We start from the raw sequence: 18,005 nt of genomic DNA on the forward strand, positions 1-18,005 counted from the left end.
CGGCAGCCGCACCACCGGCACGCACGTCCGCCAGGTCGACAGCCCCGGCGTCCAGACGCACCGGATGCACACTCGTGAACCAGCCCACCGTCCGCGACAGATCCATCTCCGCCGCCAACGGCACCCGACCATGCCCCTCCACATCAACCAGGAACCCACCCGCGAGATGCGCAGAACCCCCCCATTCGGCGGCCGCCGCCGCCAGCCCGGACAACAGCACGTCATCAACCCCGGCGTGGAACGCCGCCGGCACCTGCGTCAACAACAGCGACGTCACCCCGGCGGGCACCGTCACCGACACCTCCCGCACCGTGGACTGCACATCCCGGGACACATCCACGGGCACCGCAGTCAGCAGCGGATCACCGCCACCCAACAGCTCCGCCCACCCCCGCAGCTCCGCCAGCCGCTCCTCACTACAGGCCTGCGCCTCCAGCTCGCGCGCCCAGTGCCGGAACGATGTCGGCACCGCAGCCAGCTCCGGGACACGCCCCGCCGCCAACGCCCCATACGCCTCCGCCAGATCCGGCACCAGCACGCGCCAGGAGACTCCGTCGACGACCAGGTGGCAGATGACGACCAGCAGTCGGCCGGGGGTATCGGGACCGGCGTCCAGCCACACCACCTGAAGCGTCACGCCGGACTGCGGGGTGATCCGCTCGACGGCCGACCGGAGCTGTTCGGCGGCCAGGGCGTCCATGTCCGCTCCGCCGCCCGCGTCCACTCGGCGTACCCAGTCCCGGACCGGTGCGGCATCCGTCGCCTCGGGCACCACCAGCCGCGGTCGCGCTCCGGTCTCCAGCCTGGCCCGCAGTAGGTCGTGGTGCTCCAGCACCGCACGGACGGCACCGATCAGTGTGTCGAAGTCCAGCCCGGCCGGAGTCGTCACCGAGGCCGACTGGAACACCTCGCGCAAGTCGTCGGGTGCGGTCCTGTCCAACAGTTCGTGCATGACGGGCGTCAGCGCCACCTCACCCACGGCGACCCCTGCCGCGACGCCACCGGAGAGGGCGCCCTCGCCCAGAGGTACGGCCACGGCCGCCAGCCCCGCCGCCGTGCGCTGCTCGAAGACCTCACGGGTGGTGATCGCCAGGCCGGCGCGGCGGGCGCCCGACACCAGCAGCATGGAGAGGATCGAGTCGCCGCCGAGCTCGAAGAAGCTGTCCTCGACCCCGACCTCTCCCAGGCCCAGCACCTCACCGAACAGCCCGCACAGCAGCGCCTCGGCCGCTGTGACCGGAGCACGGCCCTCACCTTGGGCGGTCGTCTCGGGAGCGGGCAGCGCCTTGCGGTCCACCTTGCCGTTCACCGTCAGCGGCAACGCGGCCAGCGGGACGACCACCGGGACCATGTACTCGGGCAGCCGCGCGCCCGCGAACTGCCGCAGCCCCGCGATGTCGAAGTCCTCAGCCTCCGCAGGCACGACGTACGCGACCAGACGCTTGTCGCCGGGCCGGTCCTCGCGCACCACCACGACCGCCTGACGCACCTCCGGATGCGAGGCGAGCACGGACTCGACCTCACCCGGCTCGACACGGAAACCGCGGATCTTGACCTGCTCGTCCGCACGCCCCGCAAACTCCAGCAACCCGTCCGACGTCCAGCGGGCCAGGTCGCCCGAGCGGTACATCCGCTCGCCCTCGACGAACGGGCACGCCACAAAGCGTTCGGCGGTCAGGCCGGGGCGGTTGTTGTAGCCACGCGCCAGACCCGCACCCGCCACATACAGCTGCCCGACGACACCCGCCGGAACCGGACGCAGGAACTCGTCCAGCACAAACACTTGGGCATTGCCGATCGGCGATCCGATCACCGGGGGTGCACCCTCCGGGCTGATGCCCTCCTCCAGCAGCGTCGCCGTCGAGATGACGGTCGCCTCGGTGGGGCCGTAGGTGTTCCAGACGCGAGCCTGCGCCCGCCAGCGGGCCGCCAGGCCGGCACTCAGACGCTCGGCGCCCAGCACCCAGTTCTCCACGCCGGGGACGTCGGCCGGGTCCAGCACGCCGAGCAGGGACGGGACGACGCTCGCGACCTGCACGCCCGCGGTGCGGATCATCTCCGCCAACGCGGCCGGCTCCGTACGCTCCTCACTCGTCGCGATCGCCAGGGTGCCTCCGCCGCCCAGCGTCACCGCAACATCGAGCACCGCCGCGTCGAAACTGAACGACGCGAACTGCAACGCCACCGTGCCCGGTTCCACACCCAGCACCGGACGCATCACCTCAGCCAGGTTGGCCACCCCACCGTGCGCCACGGCCACACCCTTCGGCCGACCTGTGGAGCCGGAGGTGTAGATGACGTAGGCGAGCTGAGCCGGGTCAACGACCGTGTCCAGAGCCTCGGCCGCCCCACCGGCCGACTCCTCCAGCAGCACCACGTCCACGCCGGCCGGCACCTGCCCCGCCGTCGCGGCCGTGGCCAGCACCACCGAGGCACCACTGTCGGCCACCATGTACGCCAGCCGCGCCGCCGGATACTCCGGATCCAGCGGCACATACGCACCCCCGGCCCGCCACACCGCCAGCAGGGCCACCACCATGTCGACCCCACGCGGCAGACACAGCCCCACCCGGCTCTCCCGGCCCACACCCAGACCCACCAGATACCGAGCCAGACGATTCGCCCGCGCCTCCAACTCCCCATACGTCAGCGCATCACCACCGCCACGCACCGCCACCGCACCCGGAGTCCGCTCCACCCAGCCCCGGAACAGATCCAGCACCGTCCCCGCCGACACCGGCCGCCCCGTGTCGTTCCACGCCCCGGAGACCACGTCCTGCGCGCCGGTGACCCGTCCCGCCGCCGCCGACGGCTCCGCCACCGCGTCCTCGACGAACGCGAGGAAGGAACGCAGCGCACCCTCGACCCACGCCCGGTCGAACAAGGCCGGGTTCGCCTCAAAAGTGACCAGCATCCCCTCGTCGCCCGAGGAGCCGTCCACGACCACACCGAAGTCCTCGACACGCCGGCTGGACACGTCCCGGACCACACCCCGGGACGAGCCGAACCACACGTCCCCGCCCGAGGAGACGATGTTCACGTACGGGCCGAAGTGCCAGCGGTCGCCCTCCGGCCAGCCCAACTCCCGCCTCAGCCGCTCTCCCCGGAACCGCTGACGCACCAGCAGTTCCCCCACCTCACGTTCGGCGCCCTGCGCCACATCGAGCAGGCTCGCCCCACCGCCCACCGCCAGCCGCACGGGCAGCAGATTCGCCATCGTGCACGGCACCCGCGACGCACGCTCGTCCACCCGGCCCGTCACCGGGAGACTGAGCACCACTTCTCCCGCTCCCGTCAGGGCGCCCGTGAACAGCCCGACCGCCGCCACCAGCAACCGGGACGTACGCAGTCCCGCCCGGTCCGCCACCGCGCGCAGGGCCGACACGACAGCGGGCGACAGCCGGCCCGTCTCCCGCAGGACACCGCCGTCCGCCGCCGCGTCGGCGGACATGGCGGAGCGATATCCCTGGACGGAGCCGAGTACGGGCCGATCCGCGAAATGCTCGTGCCAATACTGCCGGTCCTCGGTGAACTCGGTGGAGTCGCGGTAAAGGGATTCCTGTTCCGTCAGGTCGCGCAGCGCCCCGAAAGGGCTGTCCGAGCAGGCCTGTCCGGACGTCAGCGCGGAATATATGTCGGCGGTCCGTCGTGCGACGAGGGAGCAGGCGAAGCCGTCCATCAAGAGATGGTTGTAGCACTGGAACCAGACGTGCCGGTCGGGGGCGAACCGGAAAAGAACGAAAGAGAAAAGAGTGTCGCCGATGGCGTCCTTGACCCGCTCCAGTTCGGCCCGGACGCGTTTCTCGGCGCTCGCGCGCGGGTCGGAGTCGGCGCTGACGTCGACCAGCGCGAGATGCCACTCGGGCGGGCCGGTGAAGGTCTGTGTCACCCCGTCGCCGTCCTCGGCGAACCGGACGCCGAGGATGGTGGTCTCGGCGACGGTCCGGCGCAGGGCCTCCTCGAACACGGCCACGTCCAGGGGGCCGGTGATCTCGATGCGCTGGCCGACGTTGTACAGCGCACGCGAGCTGTCCATGCGCTGCGCCAGCCAGATGCCTTCCTGGCATTCGGACAAGGGCAGGGTGAAACCGGCCTGACCGTTCATCTTTCCCCTCTCGACGAGCAGCGCGCCGATTCGCTGCCCGCAACACGTTTGCCGATTGTTCGACGCCCGTTCTTGCCGTCATCGGGGCGCACTCCACCGCAAAGGGAAAGCGACGTGGGAATGCCTGCGGTGTCAGTGTCAGTGGTTCAGTGATTCCCCGTTGTACTCACCGTCCGTGGGCCGAATTCGTCTGTTCCCATATGGACGGCGGATGATGATTCACTTCCGAATCCGCTCGCTCAGAACGATACCCATGACATGCGGTGAAGCCCACCGACTGACTTTGCGGAGGGGCCGAGGCGCGTTTTTCTCGCCTGTCCAACCGGCCGTTCTGCACGCTTGGACGGCGGCGGGGGCGGCGGAATGTCCGCGCCCGGCGCAACGGGGCGGGGGAACATCCGGCCGGGCAGGGCGCAGTGCCGGCCAGGGCCGTGACGGGGTGGGGTGAACGGAGGTACCGGAGGCGAAGGCGCGGCCCGTTTACCGGGGCCGACCCGTCTCAGCCATCCCGCCTTCTTCGCGCACCCGTTCCTCGGAAACCTCGGTGCGGGCGGCGTCGTCCCGTGACCTCTTGGGACGCGGCGGGGTGACGTTCCCGTTCCGGACGGGCGTCCGTTCCCGGAGCGGGAAGGCAGCTTCCACCACGAGGCCGCCGTCCGGCCGGGCGTGCGCGGTGAGCGTGGCATCGTGGGCCGTGGCGATCGCCCGTACGATCGACAGTCCGAGGCCGTGATGTCCGTCGCCGGCGGTGCGGCGCAGACGGTTGAAGGGCTCGAAGAGCCGATCGACCTGGTCCGGCGGGACCTCCGGGCCGGTGTTGGCGACCGTGATCACGGCATGCTCCGCCGTACTGCGGGTCGTGATCTCCACGCGCCCGCCCGGGACGTTGTAGTAGGCGGCGTTGTCGAGGAGGTTGACCACCAGCCGGTCCACCAGGGCGGCGTCACCCGCCGTGGGTGCGGGCTCGGTCTCGCCGTCGATCTGCAGCCTGCGGCGCTCGGCCTGCGGGCGCAGGGTGAGCAGCGCTTCCTCGGCGATCGCCGAGAGGTCGAGCGGTTCGGAACGGTCCACGCCCCGCTCGCTGTTGGCCAGGGTCAGCAGCGATTCCAGCAGGCTTCCCTGCTGTTTGCTGATCTTCAGCAGCCGCTCGAAGTTCACCCTGAAGGAGTCCACGGTGGCCTCGCAGTCCATCAGCGACTCCTCCAGCAGCGCGCGCTCCAGGGTGAGCGGGGTGCGCAGTTCGTGTGCGGCGTTGGCGATGAAGCGTTTGTGGGACTCCAGCGCCCTTTCGAGCCGACCGAGGAGTCCGTCGACGCTGTCGGCGAGTTGTTTCATCTCGTCGGCCGGTCCGTCGACGGCGAGCCGCTCGTGGACGTTGTGGGCCGAGATCTGGCGGATGGATGCCGTCATCGTCCGCAGCGGACGCAGGATGCGCCCGGCCACCAGCCAGCCGAGGGCCATCGAGATCACCGCCATGATGCCCAGGGCGACTCCGGACTGGACGAGCAGGTCGTGCATCTGGGCTTCGTGCTGGCGGGCCGCCTGCGCGCGGAGTTCCCGGGTCAGGTCGTCGAGCCCACCCCCCAGGTGCGGGCCCGGGCCGGGGCGTACCTCGACCCGGGGCTCCCGGTTCGGGCCCTCCGTGTGGACGGAGACGAACTCGCCCGCCGAGTTGTCGACGAGCACATAGGTGATGAGCAGGAGTACGGCCCCGGTGGCGAGGAACAGCACACCGAACAGCAGGGTCAGGCGCGCACGGGCCCGCCGCGGCGTTACCCGGCGCGTCAGACGGCGCACGATCCTCGTGCTCAGCGGACCGTGCGGGGACAACAGGCGCATGGGCATCTCAGATTCGGTAGCCGCTTCGGGGGACGGTCTGCAGGACCGAGGGATCGACGAGTTTGGACCGCAGGCGGTTGATGGTCGCCTTGACCGTGGTCGTGAACGGGTCGGCGGCCTCGTCCCACACCTTCTTGAGGAGTTCGTCGGCGGGCACCACCCTGCCCCGGGCCGCCAGCAGGTGCTCCAGCACCGCGAACTCCTTCGCCGTGAGCGGCAGTTGTGTCCCGGCGTGCGTGGCGATGCGCCTGGCGGGGTCGAGCCGGAGGTCGCCGTGGACGAGCGCCGGCTCGTGCTTCGGCTGCGAACGCCGGGCGAGCGCCCGGATACGGGCGACCAGCTCGGCGTACGCGAAGGGCTTGGAGAGGTAGTCGTCCGCTCCGAGGCCGAGTCCTTCGACCCGGTCGGCGATCGTGCCCGAGGCGGTCAGCATCAGCACCCGGGCGCGGACCGACTTGGCGGTCAGTTCGCCGCACACCTCGTCACCGTGCACCTTGGGAAGGTCCCGGTCCAGCACGATGACGTCGTAGTCGACCTCGTCGGCGTAGGCGAGGGCCGCCTCGCCGTCGTAGGCGACGTCGACCGCCATGCCTTCCCGGCGCAGTACTCGCGTCACCGAGTCGGCGAGTTCCCCGTGGTCCTCGACCACCAGCAGCCTCATGAATCCCCCCATGTACAGCGCGTCCCGGGCCGGTGACCGGCCCCGACGGTCCGTCGTGCAGCGGTGCTCAGCGTTTCGAGGGCCGGGTCACATCCCGGTTACAGGGCACGCCCAGCACCAAGCATCGCACCGACCACGCGAGCGGGCCACGGTTACAGCGGTACGCCTTGCGCTCCTACGACGAACTTGACGGCCAACGGCATCGAACGGGCCAAAGGGACTCACGGGGCGGGCGGGACGGACAGCACGGCCTGCGTGGGCGGTCTGCCGTCCTGGCGGTGGAAGGCACCCGGCTTCCTCGGGGCCGTGTCGGGCGGACGGGGGAAGACGACGGACAGGTGCAGCCCGCCCTCTTCGCCCGGAGCCGCGACGATCTCGGCGCCGTGTGCCGTGGCGACGGCGGCGACGATGGAGAGCCCCAGGCCGTGCCCGTCGGGCGTGCCGACGCGGGACTCCAGCCGTTGGAAGGGCTGGAAAAGCGCCGGAAGCCTGTCTTCCGGGATCTCCGGCCCGCTGTTGGCGACGACAAGGGTGGGCCGGCCCGTCCGGGTACTGGTGGACACCTTGATCCAGCCGCCGCGGGGGGTGTATCGCAGCGCGTTCTCGATCAGGTTGGCGACCAGGCGTTCGACCAGCCGGGCGTCGCCGTAGGTGTCGGCCGCGTCGAGCGTCGTCTCGATGCGCAGGTCGTTCCCCGGCGGGTCGGGGCAGCGTTCGTGGACGACGACGGCGGTGACCTCGGCGAGGTCCACCGGTCCGCGCCGGTCCAGGCCGCGCTGGCTGCTGGCCAGGGTGAGGAGCCCTTCGATCAGGCGTTCCTGGTTCTCGCCGGCCGCCAGGACCCGTTCGCAGACGGCCCGCAGGGAACGAGCGTCGGCGTCCGGGTCCGACAACTCGACCTCGATCGTGGCGCGTTGCAGGGTGAGCGGGGTGCGCAGTTCGTGCGAGGCGTTGGCGACGAAGCGCCGCTGGGCCTCGAAGGCCGCCTCCAGCCGGGAGAGCAGCCCGTCGAAGGTGTCCCCGAGGCCCTTCAGCTCGTCCGCCGGGCCGGTCACCGCCAGTCGTTCGTGCAGGTTGTGCTCCGAGAGACGGCGGGCCTTGTCGGCCATCTCGCTCACGGGACGCAGCACCCGTCCGGCCATCACCCATCCCAGGGCGACGGACACGCCGGTCATCACGCCCAGCGCGATGCCGGACTCGGTCAGCAGCGCGCGTAGTTCCGCCTCGTGCTGCTGCGACACCAGGTACTCGATGTCGGTGATGCCGCGGTTGAGGGCCGGCTCGTCCGGGTTGCCGCCCGGTTCCTGCCTGGTGGTGAATTTCGCGGCCTTGGCGACGGGGCTGCGGGCCACCAGGAGGTAGGTGAAGGCCAGCAGCGCCGCGCCGGAGAGCAGGAACAGCAGTCCGTAGAGCATGGTCAGGCGCAACCGGGCCGACCAGCGGAACAGCGTGGGCCGTCCGGGTGCGCGGGCGGGTTCAGATGCGGTATCCGGCATGCGGCACCGTTTCGATGACGGACGGTTCCCCCAGCTTGCGGCGCAGTCGGCTGACGGTGACCTTGACCGTGTTGGTGAAGGGGTCGGCGGCCTGGTCCCAGGCCCGTTCGAGGAGTTCCTCGGCGGAGACGACGGCGCCCTGGGCCGCCAGCAGCAGCTCCAGTACGGCCATCTCCTTCGGTGTCAGGTCCAGCCTGCGCCCGGCGCGGCGGGCGATGCCCTGGGCCGGTATCAACGAGATGTCGCCGTGCGTGAGAACGGGCGGCACCGCGGGCTGGGAGCGTCTGGCGAGGGCCTGGACACGTGCCCTCAGTTCCGCGAAGGCGAACGGCTTCGGCAGGTAGTCGTCGGCGCCCAGCCCGAGGCCGTCGACGCGGTCGGCGATGGACGCCGCGGCGGTGAGCATCAGGACCCGCGCGTCACCGCCGTTCCTGGTCAGCTCCCTGCACACCTCGTCGCCGTGCAGGCGGGGCAGGTCGCGGTCCAGGACGATGACGTCGTAGTCGCTCGCCCCGGCCCGCTCCAGTGCCTGCTCGCCGTCGAACGCGAGGTCGACGTCCATGCCGTCCCGACGCAGGCCCGTCGCCACGGTCTCGGCCAGTTCCCGGTGATCCTCAACGATCAGCACTCGCATGGCCCTCACCCTGGCAGAGTGGCGATAACGCTGACGTAACAGACTTTGTTCCCTCAGTGTAACCAGCAACTCGGCGTCCACGGAGCGCCGTTGAGGCGGACGGTACGGCGTGCGGCGCCGTCGGCTCGGGGCGTGCCGGGCCGGTTCTCGGAGTCGTCGAGGAGTTCGGCGACGGTCTCGACGAGGATCCCGGCGTTCTGCGCGGCATGCCCCAGGGGACGCCGTACGCCATTCCGGTCGTCGGCCGCAATCGGTGGTCACAGAGCCACGGATGTACGCCGCGATCACCGTTCGGCAGCCGTGCGGCCGGGCAGAGGGCGGGAGCCGAGGGCTTTACGGGCGCGGTGACCAGGGCCTTCAGCGCCTCGTGCAGCCGGTGGTACGTCGCGCTCTTCGGTGGCAGGTCGTGCGGGAGACAGGCCCACTGGCAGCCGGTCCTGCTCTGGTACAGGATCGCGTTCACGATCTCGCGCATCTCGTAGGCGCCTTGGTGGCCACTGACCGAGCGATGCCGGTCCTTCCACGCGGTGATCACCGGCTCGATCAGAGCCCACTGCTCGTCCGATAAGTCGCTCGCTGGGACGAGGGGGAACACAACGCGATGGTCCTCCATGAGGAACTCCGCAGCAAGGGCTGCCTCGGGCACTACCAGCGCGTGAAGATGGCCGTCGCACCCCTGCGACGCGGGCGGCCGCTGGACCAGCCCCGCGAGCGCCCGCCGTCCCCGCGCGAGGCCGCACGCTGGATCACCACCCACCCGGACCGCCGCGGCCTTCACGTCATCCACCGCCTGCACCGGCTCCTTGAGCACTGTCCGGAACTCAAGCGCGCCCACGACTTGGTCCGTCGGTTCGCCACCATGCTCGACAACCGCGACGCCGCACCCCTGCCGTCCTGGCTCGACGGGCTATCCCACAGCGGGCTGCCACCGCTTACCGGTATCGCCGGAGCCCTGCGCGAAGACCAGCACGCCGTCGCCCAGGGGATCACCACCACCTACAGCTCCGGCGTCAACGAAGGCCGCATCACCGACGTCAAGCTCCAGAAACGCCTGATGGCAGGGCGCGCTGGCGTCCCACTCCTCCGCCACCACGTCGTCCTGATCGCCCACCTCCGCAGACTTGATCACCGTCAAGACATATGAGGCATACGGAGGGGGAGAGCCGGAGTGTGCCGGTGGCCACGTCCCCCGAGTCACCGTCCGTCGATCCGGCCACGATGATCGCTGACGCGGCGGCGTTCAGCGCGGAATCACCCAGCCCGGCGCCCAGGTCCCGGCGGCATCGTGGCCGGCCGCTGTGGCGGCGAGGTGGGCGCGGAGGGTGGCCAGCGCTGGGTGGGGGTTGTCGCGGTGCCAGAGGAGCGAGTGCGGGTAGACGGGCGTCGGGTCGGTCACCGGGATGCGGCGCAGGCCGTGGTCGGCGGGCCAGACGAGGCGGGTCTGCTCGCCCATGAAGGTGGCCAGGGCCGGGGTGTCGGCGACGGTGTCGAGGAGCGCGTCGGAGCCGAAGTTGGGGCCGGTCGCCTCGATGGTGAGGCCGAACTCGGCGACGAGGTCGTCGTAGTAGGCGGCCCACTCGGTACCGGGGACGATGCCGGGCATCCAGATCCGGTGCCCGGCGAGCTGAGCGAGGGGCACCGACCGGGCGCCCGCCAGCGCGTGGGCGGGGCCGGTGAGGAGCTGGAGCGGCTCGTCGAGCACCCGGACGGACTCGATGCCCTCGGGAAGGGGTCGGCCGGGCGCGGCGACGGCGCGGAAGGACGCGTCGATCTCACCGGACCGGATGGCGGTGACGGCCGTCTCGATGTCGAACAGCCACACCACGTCGAGCTCGATCTCGGGGTGCGCGCGGTGGAAGCCGCGCATCAGGCCCGACGCCGCGCCGCGCTAGGCGATCACGTCGACGCGCAGCGGACGGCGGCCGGGGCGCACGGACGCCACCGCGCGCTCGGCGACGCGCAGCAGCTCGCGCGCGTGGGGCAGGAACGCCTGCCCGTCGATGGTGAGCTCGGCGCCGCGCGCGGTGCGGGTGAACAGCCGCACGCCGAGGTTGCGCTCCAGCGCGGCGATGCGCTTGGAGACGGCCTGCTGAGTGACTGCCAGATCGGCGGCGGCCTCCTGGAACTGACCCGCGTCGGCGGCGACGACGAAGGTCCGGACGGTGTCGAGGTCCATGTCGATACCCTATGGGCACAACCATTGGTTGTGGCCGGGTGGCCCTGTGGTTGTTTGATCCTCGGGTACCGCGCTCGCTTTGATGCTTCCGATCGCGAATCGGTTGTGCGGATGAGTGGCGAGGGACGGCGGGCATGAGGAGCGGGCACCGTCTGGGGCGGCGGTTCGGGTGGCTCTGGGGAGCGTATGCGACCAGCGCGCTGGGCACGTGGCTCGCCTTCGGCGCATTCCCGCTGATCGCCATCCAGGTGCTGCACGCCGGACCGGCCGAGGTCGCCGCGCTCTCCTCCGTGGGGGCTGCGGTGGGCGCGGCCGTGGCGGTGCCGCTCGCCCCGTGGGTGGAGTTCCGCCGCAAGCGGCCCGTGCTGATCGCGATGGACCTGGTGCGGTTCGCGGCGCTGCTGACGATCCCCGCCGCGTTCGCGCTCGGCGTGCTCACCTTCCTTCAGCTCCTGCTGGTCTCGGTCGTCGTCGCGGCGGCCGACATCACCTTCCGCGCCGCCTCCGGCGCGTACCTGAAGACGCTGCTGCCGGCCGAGGACCTGCTCGTCGCCAACGCCCGGTTCGAGTCCACGGCCTGGACGACCACGATCATCGGACCGCCGCTGGGCGGCGCGGCGATCGGGCTCCTCGGTCCGGTGGCGACGGTGGTGGCCGACGCGGTCAGCTACCTGCTCTCGGCCCTGGGCATCCGCGCGACGGGCGGGCACGAGCCGCGGCCCGAGCGCCGGGAGGCCGCGCGCATGCGGGCCGGGGACCTGCTCGACGGCTGGCGGTACATCCTCGCCGACGCGACGCTGCGTCCGCTGTTCTTCAACACCGCCTTGTTCAACGCCCTGGTGATGGCCGCCTCGCCGCTGCTTGCCGTCCTGATGCTCGGCCGACTCGGGTTCGCACCATGGCAGTACGGCCTCGCCTTCGCCGCGCCCTCGATCGGCGGGCTGCTCGGTTCGCGGCTGGCCCGACCGCTCGTCACCCGGTTCGGACAGCACCAAGTCCTGGTCGTGGCCGGGGCGCTGCGCGCGATCTGGCCCGTCGGCCTGGCCTTCCTCGGGCCGGGCACCGGCGGGCTGCTGCTGGTGATGGGCGTCGAGCTCGGGCTCATCTTCTGCTGCGGGGTCTTCAACCCCGTCTACGCCACCTACCGCCTCCAGCGCACCCCGACCGACCGGGTCGCCCGCACGCTGACCGCCTGGACGGTGACCACCAAGGCCACGACCGCGCTCCTGACGGCCGTCTGGGGCATGCTGGGCAGCCTGCTCGGCCCCCGGACGGCCATCGGCCTGGCCGGCGTACTCCTGCTGGCGACCCCGCTGCTGCTCCCCCGCCGCGCGGCAACGCTTCCCTCCAAGCCGGAGCCAGCACCGAACCGCACCTGAGGGGCCGCCACGGCCGTCACCGCGATCGGGCTGCACCGCCCTTCTTCGGAGCGGTTCACCCCTCCGCGTACAGCTCGGAGATGAGCGCGGCGGCCGCCGCCGTGGCCGGTGGGGGTCGCGGCGCGGCAAATCGCGGCTCACGTGCCCAATGTGCCGCAACAGCCCCCAGATACTTGTGAGGTACATACGGCGCAAGGCCACCTGCCTCACATACCTGAAGCCTTCTGGCGTCCCCAGACAGCACTGGAGGCAGATCACTCGTCTCTTCCGTGATCCGTCGGGGCCGCCGCCCCGGGAATCAGGGGCTCGGGCAAAATCAGGAGCCGTGCCAACGCCTCCTGACCCCGCTGTCCTGTACTCCGACGTCGCGGCCTGCGGCAGCCTCGCCACAGCGCTCCGGGCCGAGGCGGAAGGCTGCCTCGGCGCCGTCCCCGTCACGTCCTCGGACTCCGCTCCGCTGCTCCACGCGGCCGTCGCAAGCACCTTGCCGCATCGCGAACCGCTGCAGATCAGCGCTTGGTCACACGAACGCCGGTGGGCGATCTGGGGCGCGGAACCGTTCCAGAGCATGCTCCTCATCGACGGCAGGACAGACGACCTGGCGGAGGTCGCCAGGGCCGCCCGGGCGTGGCATGACGGGGCGGCCCTGAACGACATCCGCCGGGCGGCACCCTTCGTGCACCTGACCGGACGGTTCGAGGTGCCCGACCTCGATCCCGCGCGCTTGACGGAATCCGAGTGGCAGAGCATGCACCAGGAGGCGCGCGAACTGGAGTACGTCTGGCACGAGACGTACCAAGCCCTGATCGAGGCGGCGTACGCCGAGCCGGCGCTGCGCGCCCTCTACCCGTTCACGAGCCACCGGGCGCTGCGTTTCTCGACCACCACCCGCCCGCGCCTGACCGTCGTCGGACCGTGCCTGGCCGCGAACAGCGATGGCACGTACGGAGTGGGCAGGGGCATCGTCGACCAGGACCTCGACCTTTTCACCACGGCGCATGAGGCTGTGGCGCTGGCCGTGCGCCAACTGCCTCTCGGCCTGGGTCCAGTAGCACTCGGCGAATGACTCTGCCCGGTGCCAGAGCCGTGTCGCAGGGCTGCATCAACCACTACGGGCCAGAGTTCACTGAGCTTTTTCCAACTTCACTAACGCCGGTCTTCGATGGCCTGAAGGACACGGGGTCGCGGCGACGATGGGTGTGGCGCAGGCGGGGAGCAGCGCGACTTGGTCACAGTTAAGGTAACGGCGTGGAAAAGGACGAACGGCTAGTTCACAGCTCGTCGTTCGGCGCAGCGGCGGCCGCATACGCCGAACACCGCCCGGACTACGCGCAGGCCGCGGTGCGCTGGGCGCTTGAGCCCGCACCGGGCCCGCGAGTGCTCGACCTCGGCGCCGGAACCGGCAAGCTAACCGCCACGCTGGTCGCGCTGGGCGCCGACGTCATCGCGGTCGAGCCCGACCCGGCGATGCTGGCCGAGCTGCGCCGCGCACTGCCGACTGTCCGAGCCCTGCCGGGTAGCGCCGAGGCGATACCGCTGCCGGACGCGTCCGTCGATGCCGTGCTGGCCGGCAACGCCATGCACTGGTTCGACATGGCCGTCGCAGGACCCGAGATCGCCAGGGTCCTCGCACCCGGCGGCATCCTGGCCGGACTGTGGAACGTCATGGACGACCAGGTCGACTGGGTTGCCGGGCTCGCGCGGATCAGCGGGAGCGCGGCCATCGGCCCGCGTGACACGCCCACCAGCTGGCGCGCCGAGACGGCAGACGCACACCTTCCAAAGACCGGTGTGGCCGCCCGGTTCGGCTCGCCGAAGCAAGCCGAGTTCCCGCATGGGCAGCGCCGCACCGCCGACTCCCTCGTCGCGACCATCGCGACGCGCGCCGGGGTGCTGGTCATGCCGGAACAGGAACGTGAGGCCACGCTCGGCCGGATCCGCGCATTCCTTGCGAGCAGACCGGAGACCGCCGACGGCGAGTTCGCCCTCCCGATGCTGACCGCCGTACTGCGCGTGCGGCGGCTGTGAGAGCCATCGACCGCCTGATATTCGTGTAAGCGAGTCGCCGTTGGCGACTAGCGACCGGCGCTGACCTGATGGTCTCGGCCAAACCTGGCTGCTCCATGCAGATCACCAGGGCACTCGGCGATCAAGGCAATGAGCTCTATCCAACCTCCTTCAGGGGGTTGGTCAGTTCGCCTGACGGGACAGCTTGCTTGTCTGCCCTTCCGGCGTTGCTGTGTCCAGCTCTGCCCCTGCGGTTTCCTGGCTGGCCTGCTACGCGGCCGGCGCAAGGAGCGCGGGACCCGCTGGCGGCGACTGCCCGCGCGGCCATGGTCGCCCGCCTCCACGAGGCCGGGGACCTGTCGCCCGGACCGGTGTCCGAGGCGCTGTTGGCGTTGCCCCCCCCAGGTGCTGATGCCGCAGGCGTACGTACGGCGCAGCGCCCCGGACGAGACCCCGCCGCGCTGGGAGCTACTGGACTGGTCGGTGCCCGAGGACCGGCAAGAGCTGTTGCGCTTGCTCTACAGCGGGGACAGCGTGGCCGTCCAGCACGACGGTGAGCCCCTCCTGGGCCGGGCGCGTGGCACGCGTTCGGGCGGGGCGATGACGTCCATGTCGAGCGTGATGGGGATGACCGCCGGGCTCCTGCAGGAGCTGCATCTGGAGCCCGGGCAGCGGGTGCTGGACGTCGGCACGGGCGCCGCAGTCACTGCCGCGGTGGCCTGCTTTGTCAGCGGCGACGCCGGGGTCGTCACGATCGACCTCGACGAACATGTCGCCTCGGCCGCCGCCGCCCGCCTCGCCGACCTCGGCTACCGGCCCACCGTGATGACGGGGGATGGCGAGGCGGGCCGACCGGACCGGGCGCCGCACGACCGGGTGTTCGTCTCCTTCGCCGTGCCCCTTGTACCGCCGGCGCTGGTGGAACAGCTCGCGCCGCAAGGCCGACTGCTGGCGACGGTCGGCACCAGCTCGCCGTCGTGGCCGGCACTGGCTGTGATCACCAAAACCGCGCAGGGGCGCGTCGAGGGAGAGCTGCGGGCGGTCGAGTTCGGGCACCGCGCCGGGTGGGGCTGGAACCGCCTCTCCCTGTCCGCCGCGTTCCGGGAGCAGATGGCCACAGCTGAAGGCGTGACCATGCGCAGACACTGCCTGCCACCGCCCCGAGAGGCGCGTGGATTTTGGCTGGCCCTCGATCGCCTTCGGCCGGGACTGGTACGCAATTTCGGCGCCGAGCACCTTCAGATCGGCGCTCCGGAGTGCGGTTCCTGGGTGCGCGTGAGCCCGGATGGTGACGGCATGTGCTCGGTCACAGAGTTCGGGCCCCGCGCCATCTGGCACGAGATCGAACAGATCGCGGCCCGGTGGCGGGCGGCAGGCGAACCCGACGCATACCGAATCGAGTTCGATGCAGACGGCATGCAGTGGGCCGTCGCCGGATCCGGCCGTAACAAGCTGTGCTGGACGCTCCGCGACGAGCGCCCTGTGAAAGGGAGCCCGCGGTGAATCCACCCGCCGACAACCCACCCACCCCAACTCTGGATGCGCCTCTCCCGCCCCCCAGACCTGTCGCCACGACGACGGCGACCAACCTACGCACCGGCCTTCGCCGGCCCCGTGACCTTCGCCAGTGCAGGAACGGCTGATGCGCGGTATCCGCCATGGGACGAGAATGGACTTACCGCGTCGATGACGGACGAAATCCGCTCCGCGGAAGGAGACGATGATGCATCCCGCTGCTCTCGCAGGTGCCGTCGTGGGCCGCATCACGCACTACGCCCTGTCCGGAACCGCCGGAGTACTGGTTCTGCGGGGCGCCGCCAAGGCCGCGCCCAAGGCCAGACCCGCAGCGCGCAGACTGCTGGTCAGCGGCATAGCCGGCGGCATCACAACGGGACGACGGCTCGGGGCGGCCGCCGAGGAGGCCCGCCTGAGGGCCGGGGACCTGCTGGCCGAGGCCAGGGAGCAGCTGGGTGAGGAGGCGCCACCGCCCTCTGCGGTCGGTGTCGAGGGGCACGCTCACGACCACGAGCACTGAGAGGCGGTCGTCATGTCCGGCACGTCCGCACCCGGCGAGGTACCCGTGCCCGGTCCCGACTCCGTGGTGGTGGTGCGGTCCGCTGCCGCGGGGCGCGTACGGCTGACGGTTCCGTGGCTGCGGGCGCGGCCCGGGTGTGCCGGGCTCGTCGATGAGCGGTTCACCGATCTGCCGGGGTTCAGGGCGCTGCGTATCTTCCCGCGCACCGGTGCCGTGATCGTCTGGGTGCAGCCCGACCTGGTCGACGTGGACCGGCTGGTGGCCGCCCTGACCGAGGCGCCGCCGCCGGGGACGCCCGCCAGGGCCAGCCGGTCCGTGCCCGATTCCTCCACCGGGGAGGTCGCGCGGCTGGTGGTCGGCGGTGCGGTGCTCGCCCTGGTCGGAGTGCGGCGGCTGCTCGGCCGGCCTCCGTGGACCCCGGGGGGCTCGGCCGGCTTCCTCGGCGCGGTCACCGTCTTCACCGGGCTGCCGTTCTTCCGCGGCGCCGCACGCACCCTCGGCGGCCGGCGCCACGCGGGCACCGATCTGCTGGTGACGACGGCGACCGTGATCTCGCTCGTGCTGCGCGAGAACGTGGTCGCGCTGATGGTGCTGTGGCTGCTCAACATCGGTGAGTTCCTGCAGGCCATCACCCTGCGGCGGACCCGGCGCGCCATCGAGGAGCTGCTCTCCATCGGCGAGGAACGGGTCTGGCTGGTCCGCGACGGCGTGGAGGTGGAGGTCGATCTCACGGAGGTCAGGACTGGGGACGTGATTGCGGTGTACGAACACCACCGCATCCCCGTCGACGGCACCGCCGAGTCCGGCGAGGCGCTGGTGGACCAGGCGGCGATCACCGGCGAGGCGCTGCCGGTGTACGTGCAGCCCGGCAGCGAGGTGTACGCGGGCACCCTCGTCTCCACCGGCTCCCTGACCGTACGGGCCACCTCGGTCGGACAGGACACGGTCGTCGGGCGGATCATCACCCGGGTCGAGGAGGCGCAGGCCGACCGGGCACCCATCCAGACCGTCGCCGCCGCCTTCACCCGCCGCTTCGTGCCCGTCTCGTTCGCCCTCGCCGGGATCACGTACGTCCTGACGCGGGACGCCCGACGGGCGATGACCATGCTGCTGATCGCCTGCCCCTGTGCCGCGGGCCTGGCCACCCCCACCGCCATCAGCGCGGCCATCGGCAACGGCGCCCGCAGGGGCACCCTCATCAAGGGCGGCACCCACCTGGAAGGGATCGGCCGCGTCACCGCCGTGGTCTTCGACAAGACCGGCACCCTCACCCTCGGCCGCCCCCTGGTCACCAGCGTGGTCACGCTCGACGAGACGGTCACCGCCGACGAGGTACTGAGCCTGGCGGCCTCCGGCGAGCTCCACGCACGCCACCCACTGGCCGAAGCCATCGTCCGGCGCACCGAGGAACAGCACCTGCACATCCCGATCCACCAAGCCTGCGAGGTCGTCCTCGGGATGGGCGTACGCGCCGAACTCGACGGCACCCGCCTGCTGGTGGGCAGCCCCGCCCTGCTGCGCCGTCACGGCCTGGAGCTGTCCGAGGTGGCCCGGGAGTGGACGAGCCGGCTGCGTGCCGCCGGCGAGACCGTCATCTGCCTCGCCCACGACGAGAAGCTCATCGGCATGCTCGGCCTGTCCGACGCCGTACGCGGCGGCGCCGACACCGTCGT

General features: G+C 71.2%; 13 protein-coding genes and 1 pseudogene. 7 read left to right on the forward strand and 7 right to left on the reverse strand.

Annotated features, from left to right (window positions below; translation table 11 throughout):
• From ACTWQJ_RS25215 to ACTWQJ_RS25240, 6 genes are all read right to left on the reverse strand, one after another.
• Positions 1 to 4,105 (reverse strand): non-ribosomal peptide synthetase (locus tag ACTWQJ_RS25215; protein ID WP_443308855.1); only part of this gene is annotated, 4,105 nt, incomplete at its 3' end.
• A 480-nt stretch (positions 4,106 to 4,585) separates the two neighbouring features.
• On the reverse strand, positions 4,586 to 5,950 hold the full coding sequence (locus ACTWQJ_RS25220; RefSeq protein ID WP_443308856.1) for a sensor histidine kinase: 1,365 nt from the start codon (positions 5,948 to 5,950) through the stop codon (positions 4,586 to 4,588).
• Between the two features lies 1 nt (position 5,951).
• Positions 5,952 to 6,605, reverse strand: coding sequence for a response regulator transcription factor (locus ACTWQJ_RS25225; RefSeq protein WP_443308857.1), 654 nt, complete (start codon positions 6,603 to 6,605; stop codon positions 5,952 to 5,954).
• A 221-nt stretch (positions 6,606 to 6,826) separates the two neighbouring features.
• Complete coding sequence (locus tag ACTWQJ_RS25230; RefSeq protein ID WP_443308858.1) at positions 6,827 to 8,101, reverse strand: sensor histidine kinase; 1,275 nt, start codon at positions 8,099 to 8,101, stop codon at positions 6,827 to 6,829.
• Positions 8,082 to 8,735 carry a response regulator transcription factor gene (locus ACTWQJ_RS25235; protein WP_443308859.1) on the reverse strand — a complete coding sequence of 218 codons (654 nt, stop codon included), beginning with the start codon at positions 8,733 to 8,735 and terminating at the stop codon, positions 8,082 to 8,084. The genes ACTWQJ_RS25230 and ACTWQJ_RS25235 overlap by 20 nt, the downstream gene beginning before the upstream one ends.
• The gene (locus ACTWQJ_RS25240) at positions 8,716 to 9,348 is read right to left on the reverse strand and encodes a transposase (protein ID WP_443308860.1); all 633 of its coding nucleotides are present in this window, start codon (positions 9,346 to 9,348) and stop codon (positions 8,716 to 8,718) included. Before ACTWQJ_RS25240 ends, ACTWQJ_RS25235 begins: the two co-directional genes overlap by 20 nt.
• Here ACTWQJ_RS25240 and ACTWQJ_RS25245 point away from each other — a divergent pair.
• Positions 9,337 to 9,879, forward strand: coding sequence for a transposase (locus tag ACTWQJ_RS25245; protein WP_443308861.1), 543 nt, complete (start codon positions 9,337 to 9,339; stop codon positions 9,877 to 9,879). The genes ACTWQJ_RS25240 and ACTWQJ_RS25245 overlap by 12 nt on opposite strands.
• A 96-nt stretch (positions 9,880 to 9,975) precedes the next feature.
• On the opposite strand, the pseudogene ACTWQJ_RS25250 reads toward ACTWQJ_RS25245, so the two are convergent.
• Positions 9,976 to 10,911, reverse strand: a pseudogene (locus ACTWQJ_RS25250) (LysR family transcriptional regulator).
• A gap of 134 nt (positions 10,912 to 11,045) precedes the next feature.
• Between ACTWQJ_RS25250 and ACTWQJ_RS25255 the strand changes: the two are divergent.
• From ACTWQJ_RS25255 to ACTWQJ_RS25280, 6 genes are all read left to right on the forward strand, one after another.
• Complete coding sequence (locus ACTWQJ_RS25255) at positions 11,046 to 12,290, forward strand: MFS transporter (RefSeq protein WP_443308862.1); 1,245 nt, start codon at positions 11,046 to 11,048, stop codon at positions 12,288 to 12,290.
• Positions 12,291 to 12,615: 325 nt separating this feature from the next.
• Positions 12,616 to 13,356 (forward strand): DUF6193 family natural product biosynthesis protein, encoded by a 741-nt coding sequence (locus ACTWQJ_RS25260; RefSeq protein WP_443308863.1) that lies wholly within the window; start codon positions 12,616 to 12,618, stop codon positions 13,354 to 13,356.
• Between the two features lie 182 nt (positions 13,357 to 13,538).
• Positions 13,539 to 14,318 carry a class I SAM-dependent methyltransferase gene (locus ACTWQJ_RS25265; RefSeq protein WP_443308864.1) on the forward strand — a complete coding sequence of 260 codons (780 nt, stop codon included), beginning with the start codon at positions 13,539 to 13,541 and terminating at the stop codon, positions 14,316 to 14,318.
• A gap of 390 nt (positions 14,319 to 14,708) precedes the next feature.
• Positions 14,709 to 15,800, forward strand: coding sequence for a protein-L-isoaspartate O-methyltransferase family protein (locus ACTWQJ_RS25270; protein WP_443308865.1), 1,092 nt, complete (start codon positions 14,709 to 14,711; stop codon positions 15,798 to 15,800).
• A 217-nt stretch (positions 15,801 to 16,017) separates the two neighbouring features.
• On the forward strand, positions 16,018 to 16,332 hold the full coding sequence (locus tag ACTWQJ_RS25275) for a DUF1490 family protein (protein WP_443308866.1): 315 nt from the start codon (positions 16,018 to 16,020) through the stop codon (positions 16,330 to 16,332).
• Positions 16,333 to 16,344: 12 nt separating this feature from the next.
• A partial coding sequence (locus ACTWQJ_RS25280; RefSeq protein ID WP_443308867.1) for a heavy metal translocating P-type ATPase occupies positions 16,345 to 18,005 on the forward strand: 1,661 nt, incomplete at its 3' end.

Origin of the sequence: Streptomyces sp. KR55, from assembly GCF_052245645.1 — a bacterium.
GTDB lineage: Bacteria > Actinomycetota > Actinomycetes > Streptomycetales > Streptomycetaceae > Streptomyces > Streptomyces flavusporus.

Bases quoted from the DNA above. Each gene is read 5' to 3' on its own strand.
- ACTWQJ_RS25220 (WP_443308856.1), bottom strand. From the start codon at position 5,950: ATGCCCATGCGCCTGTTGTCCCCGCACGGTCCGCTGAGCACGAGGATC.
- ACTWQJ_RS25225 (WP_443308857.1), bottom strand. From the start codon at position 6,605: ATGAGGCTGCTGGTGGTCGAGGACCACGGGGAACTCGCCGACTCGGTG.
- ACTWQJ_RS25230 (WP_443308858.1), bottom strand. From the start codon at position 8,101: ATGCCGGATACCGCATCTGAACCCGCCCGCGCACCCGGACGGCCCACG.
- ACTWQJ_RS25235 (WP_443308859.1), bottom strand. From the start codon at position 8,735: ATGCGAGTGCTGATCGTTGAGGATCACCGGGAACTGGCCGAGACCGTG.
- ACTWQJ_RS25245 (WP_443308861.1), top strand. From the start codon at position 9,337: ATGGTCCTCCATGAGGAACTCCGCAGCAAGGGCTGCCTCGGGCACTAC.
- ACTWQJ_RS25240 (WP_443308860.1), bottom strand. From the start codon at position 9,348: ATGGAGGACCATCGCGTTGTGTTCCCCCTCGTCCCAGCGAGCGACTTA.
- ACTWQJ_RS25255 (WP_443308862.1), top strand. From the start codon at position 11,046: ATGAGGAGCGGGCACCGTCTGGGGCGGCGGTTCGGGTGGCTCTGGGGA.
- ACTWQJ_RS25270 (WP_443308865.1), top strand. From the start codon at position 14,709: ATGCCGCAGGCGTACGTACGGCGCAGCGCCCCGGACGAGACCCCGCCG.
- ACTWQJ_RS25275 (WP_443308866.1), top strand. From the start codon at position 16,018: ATGATGCATCCCGCTGCTCTCGCAGGTGCCGTCGTGGGCCGCATCACG.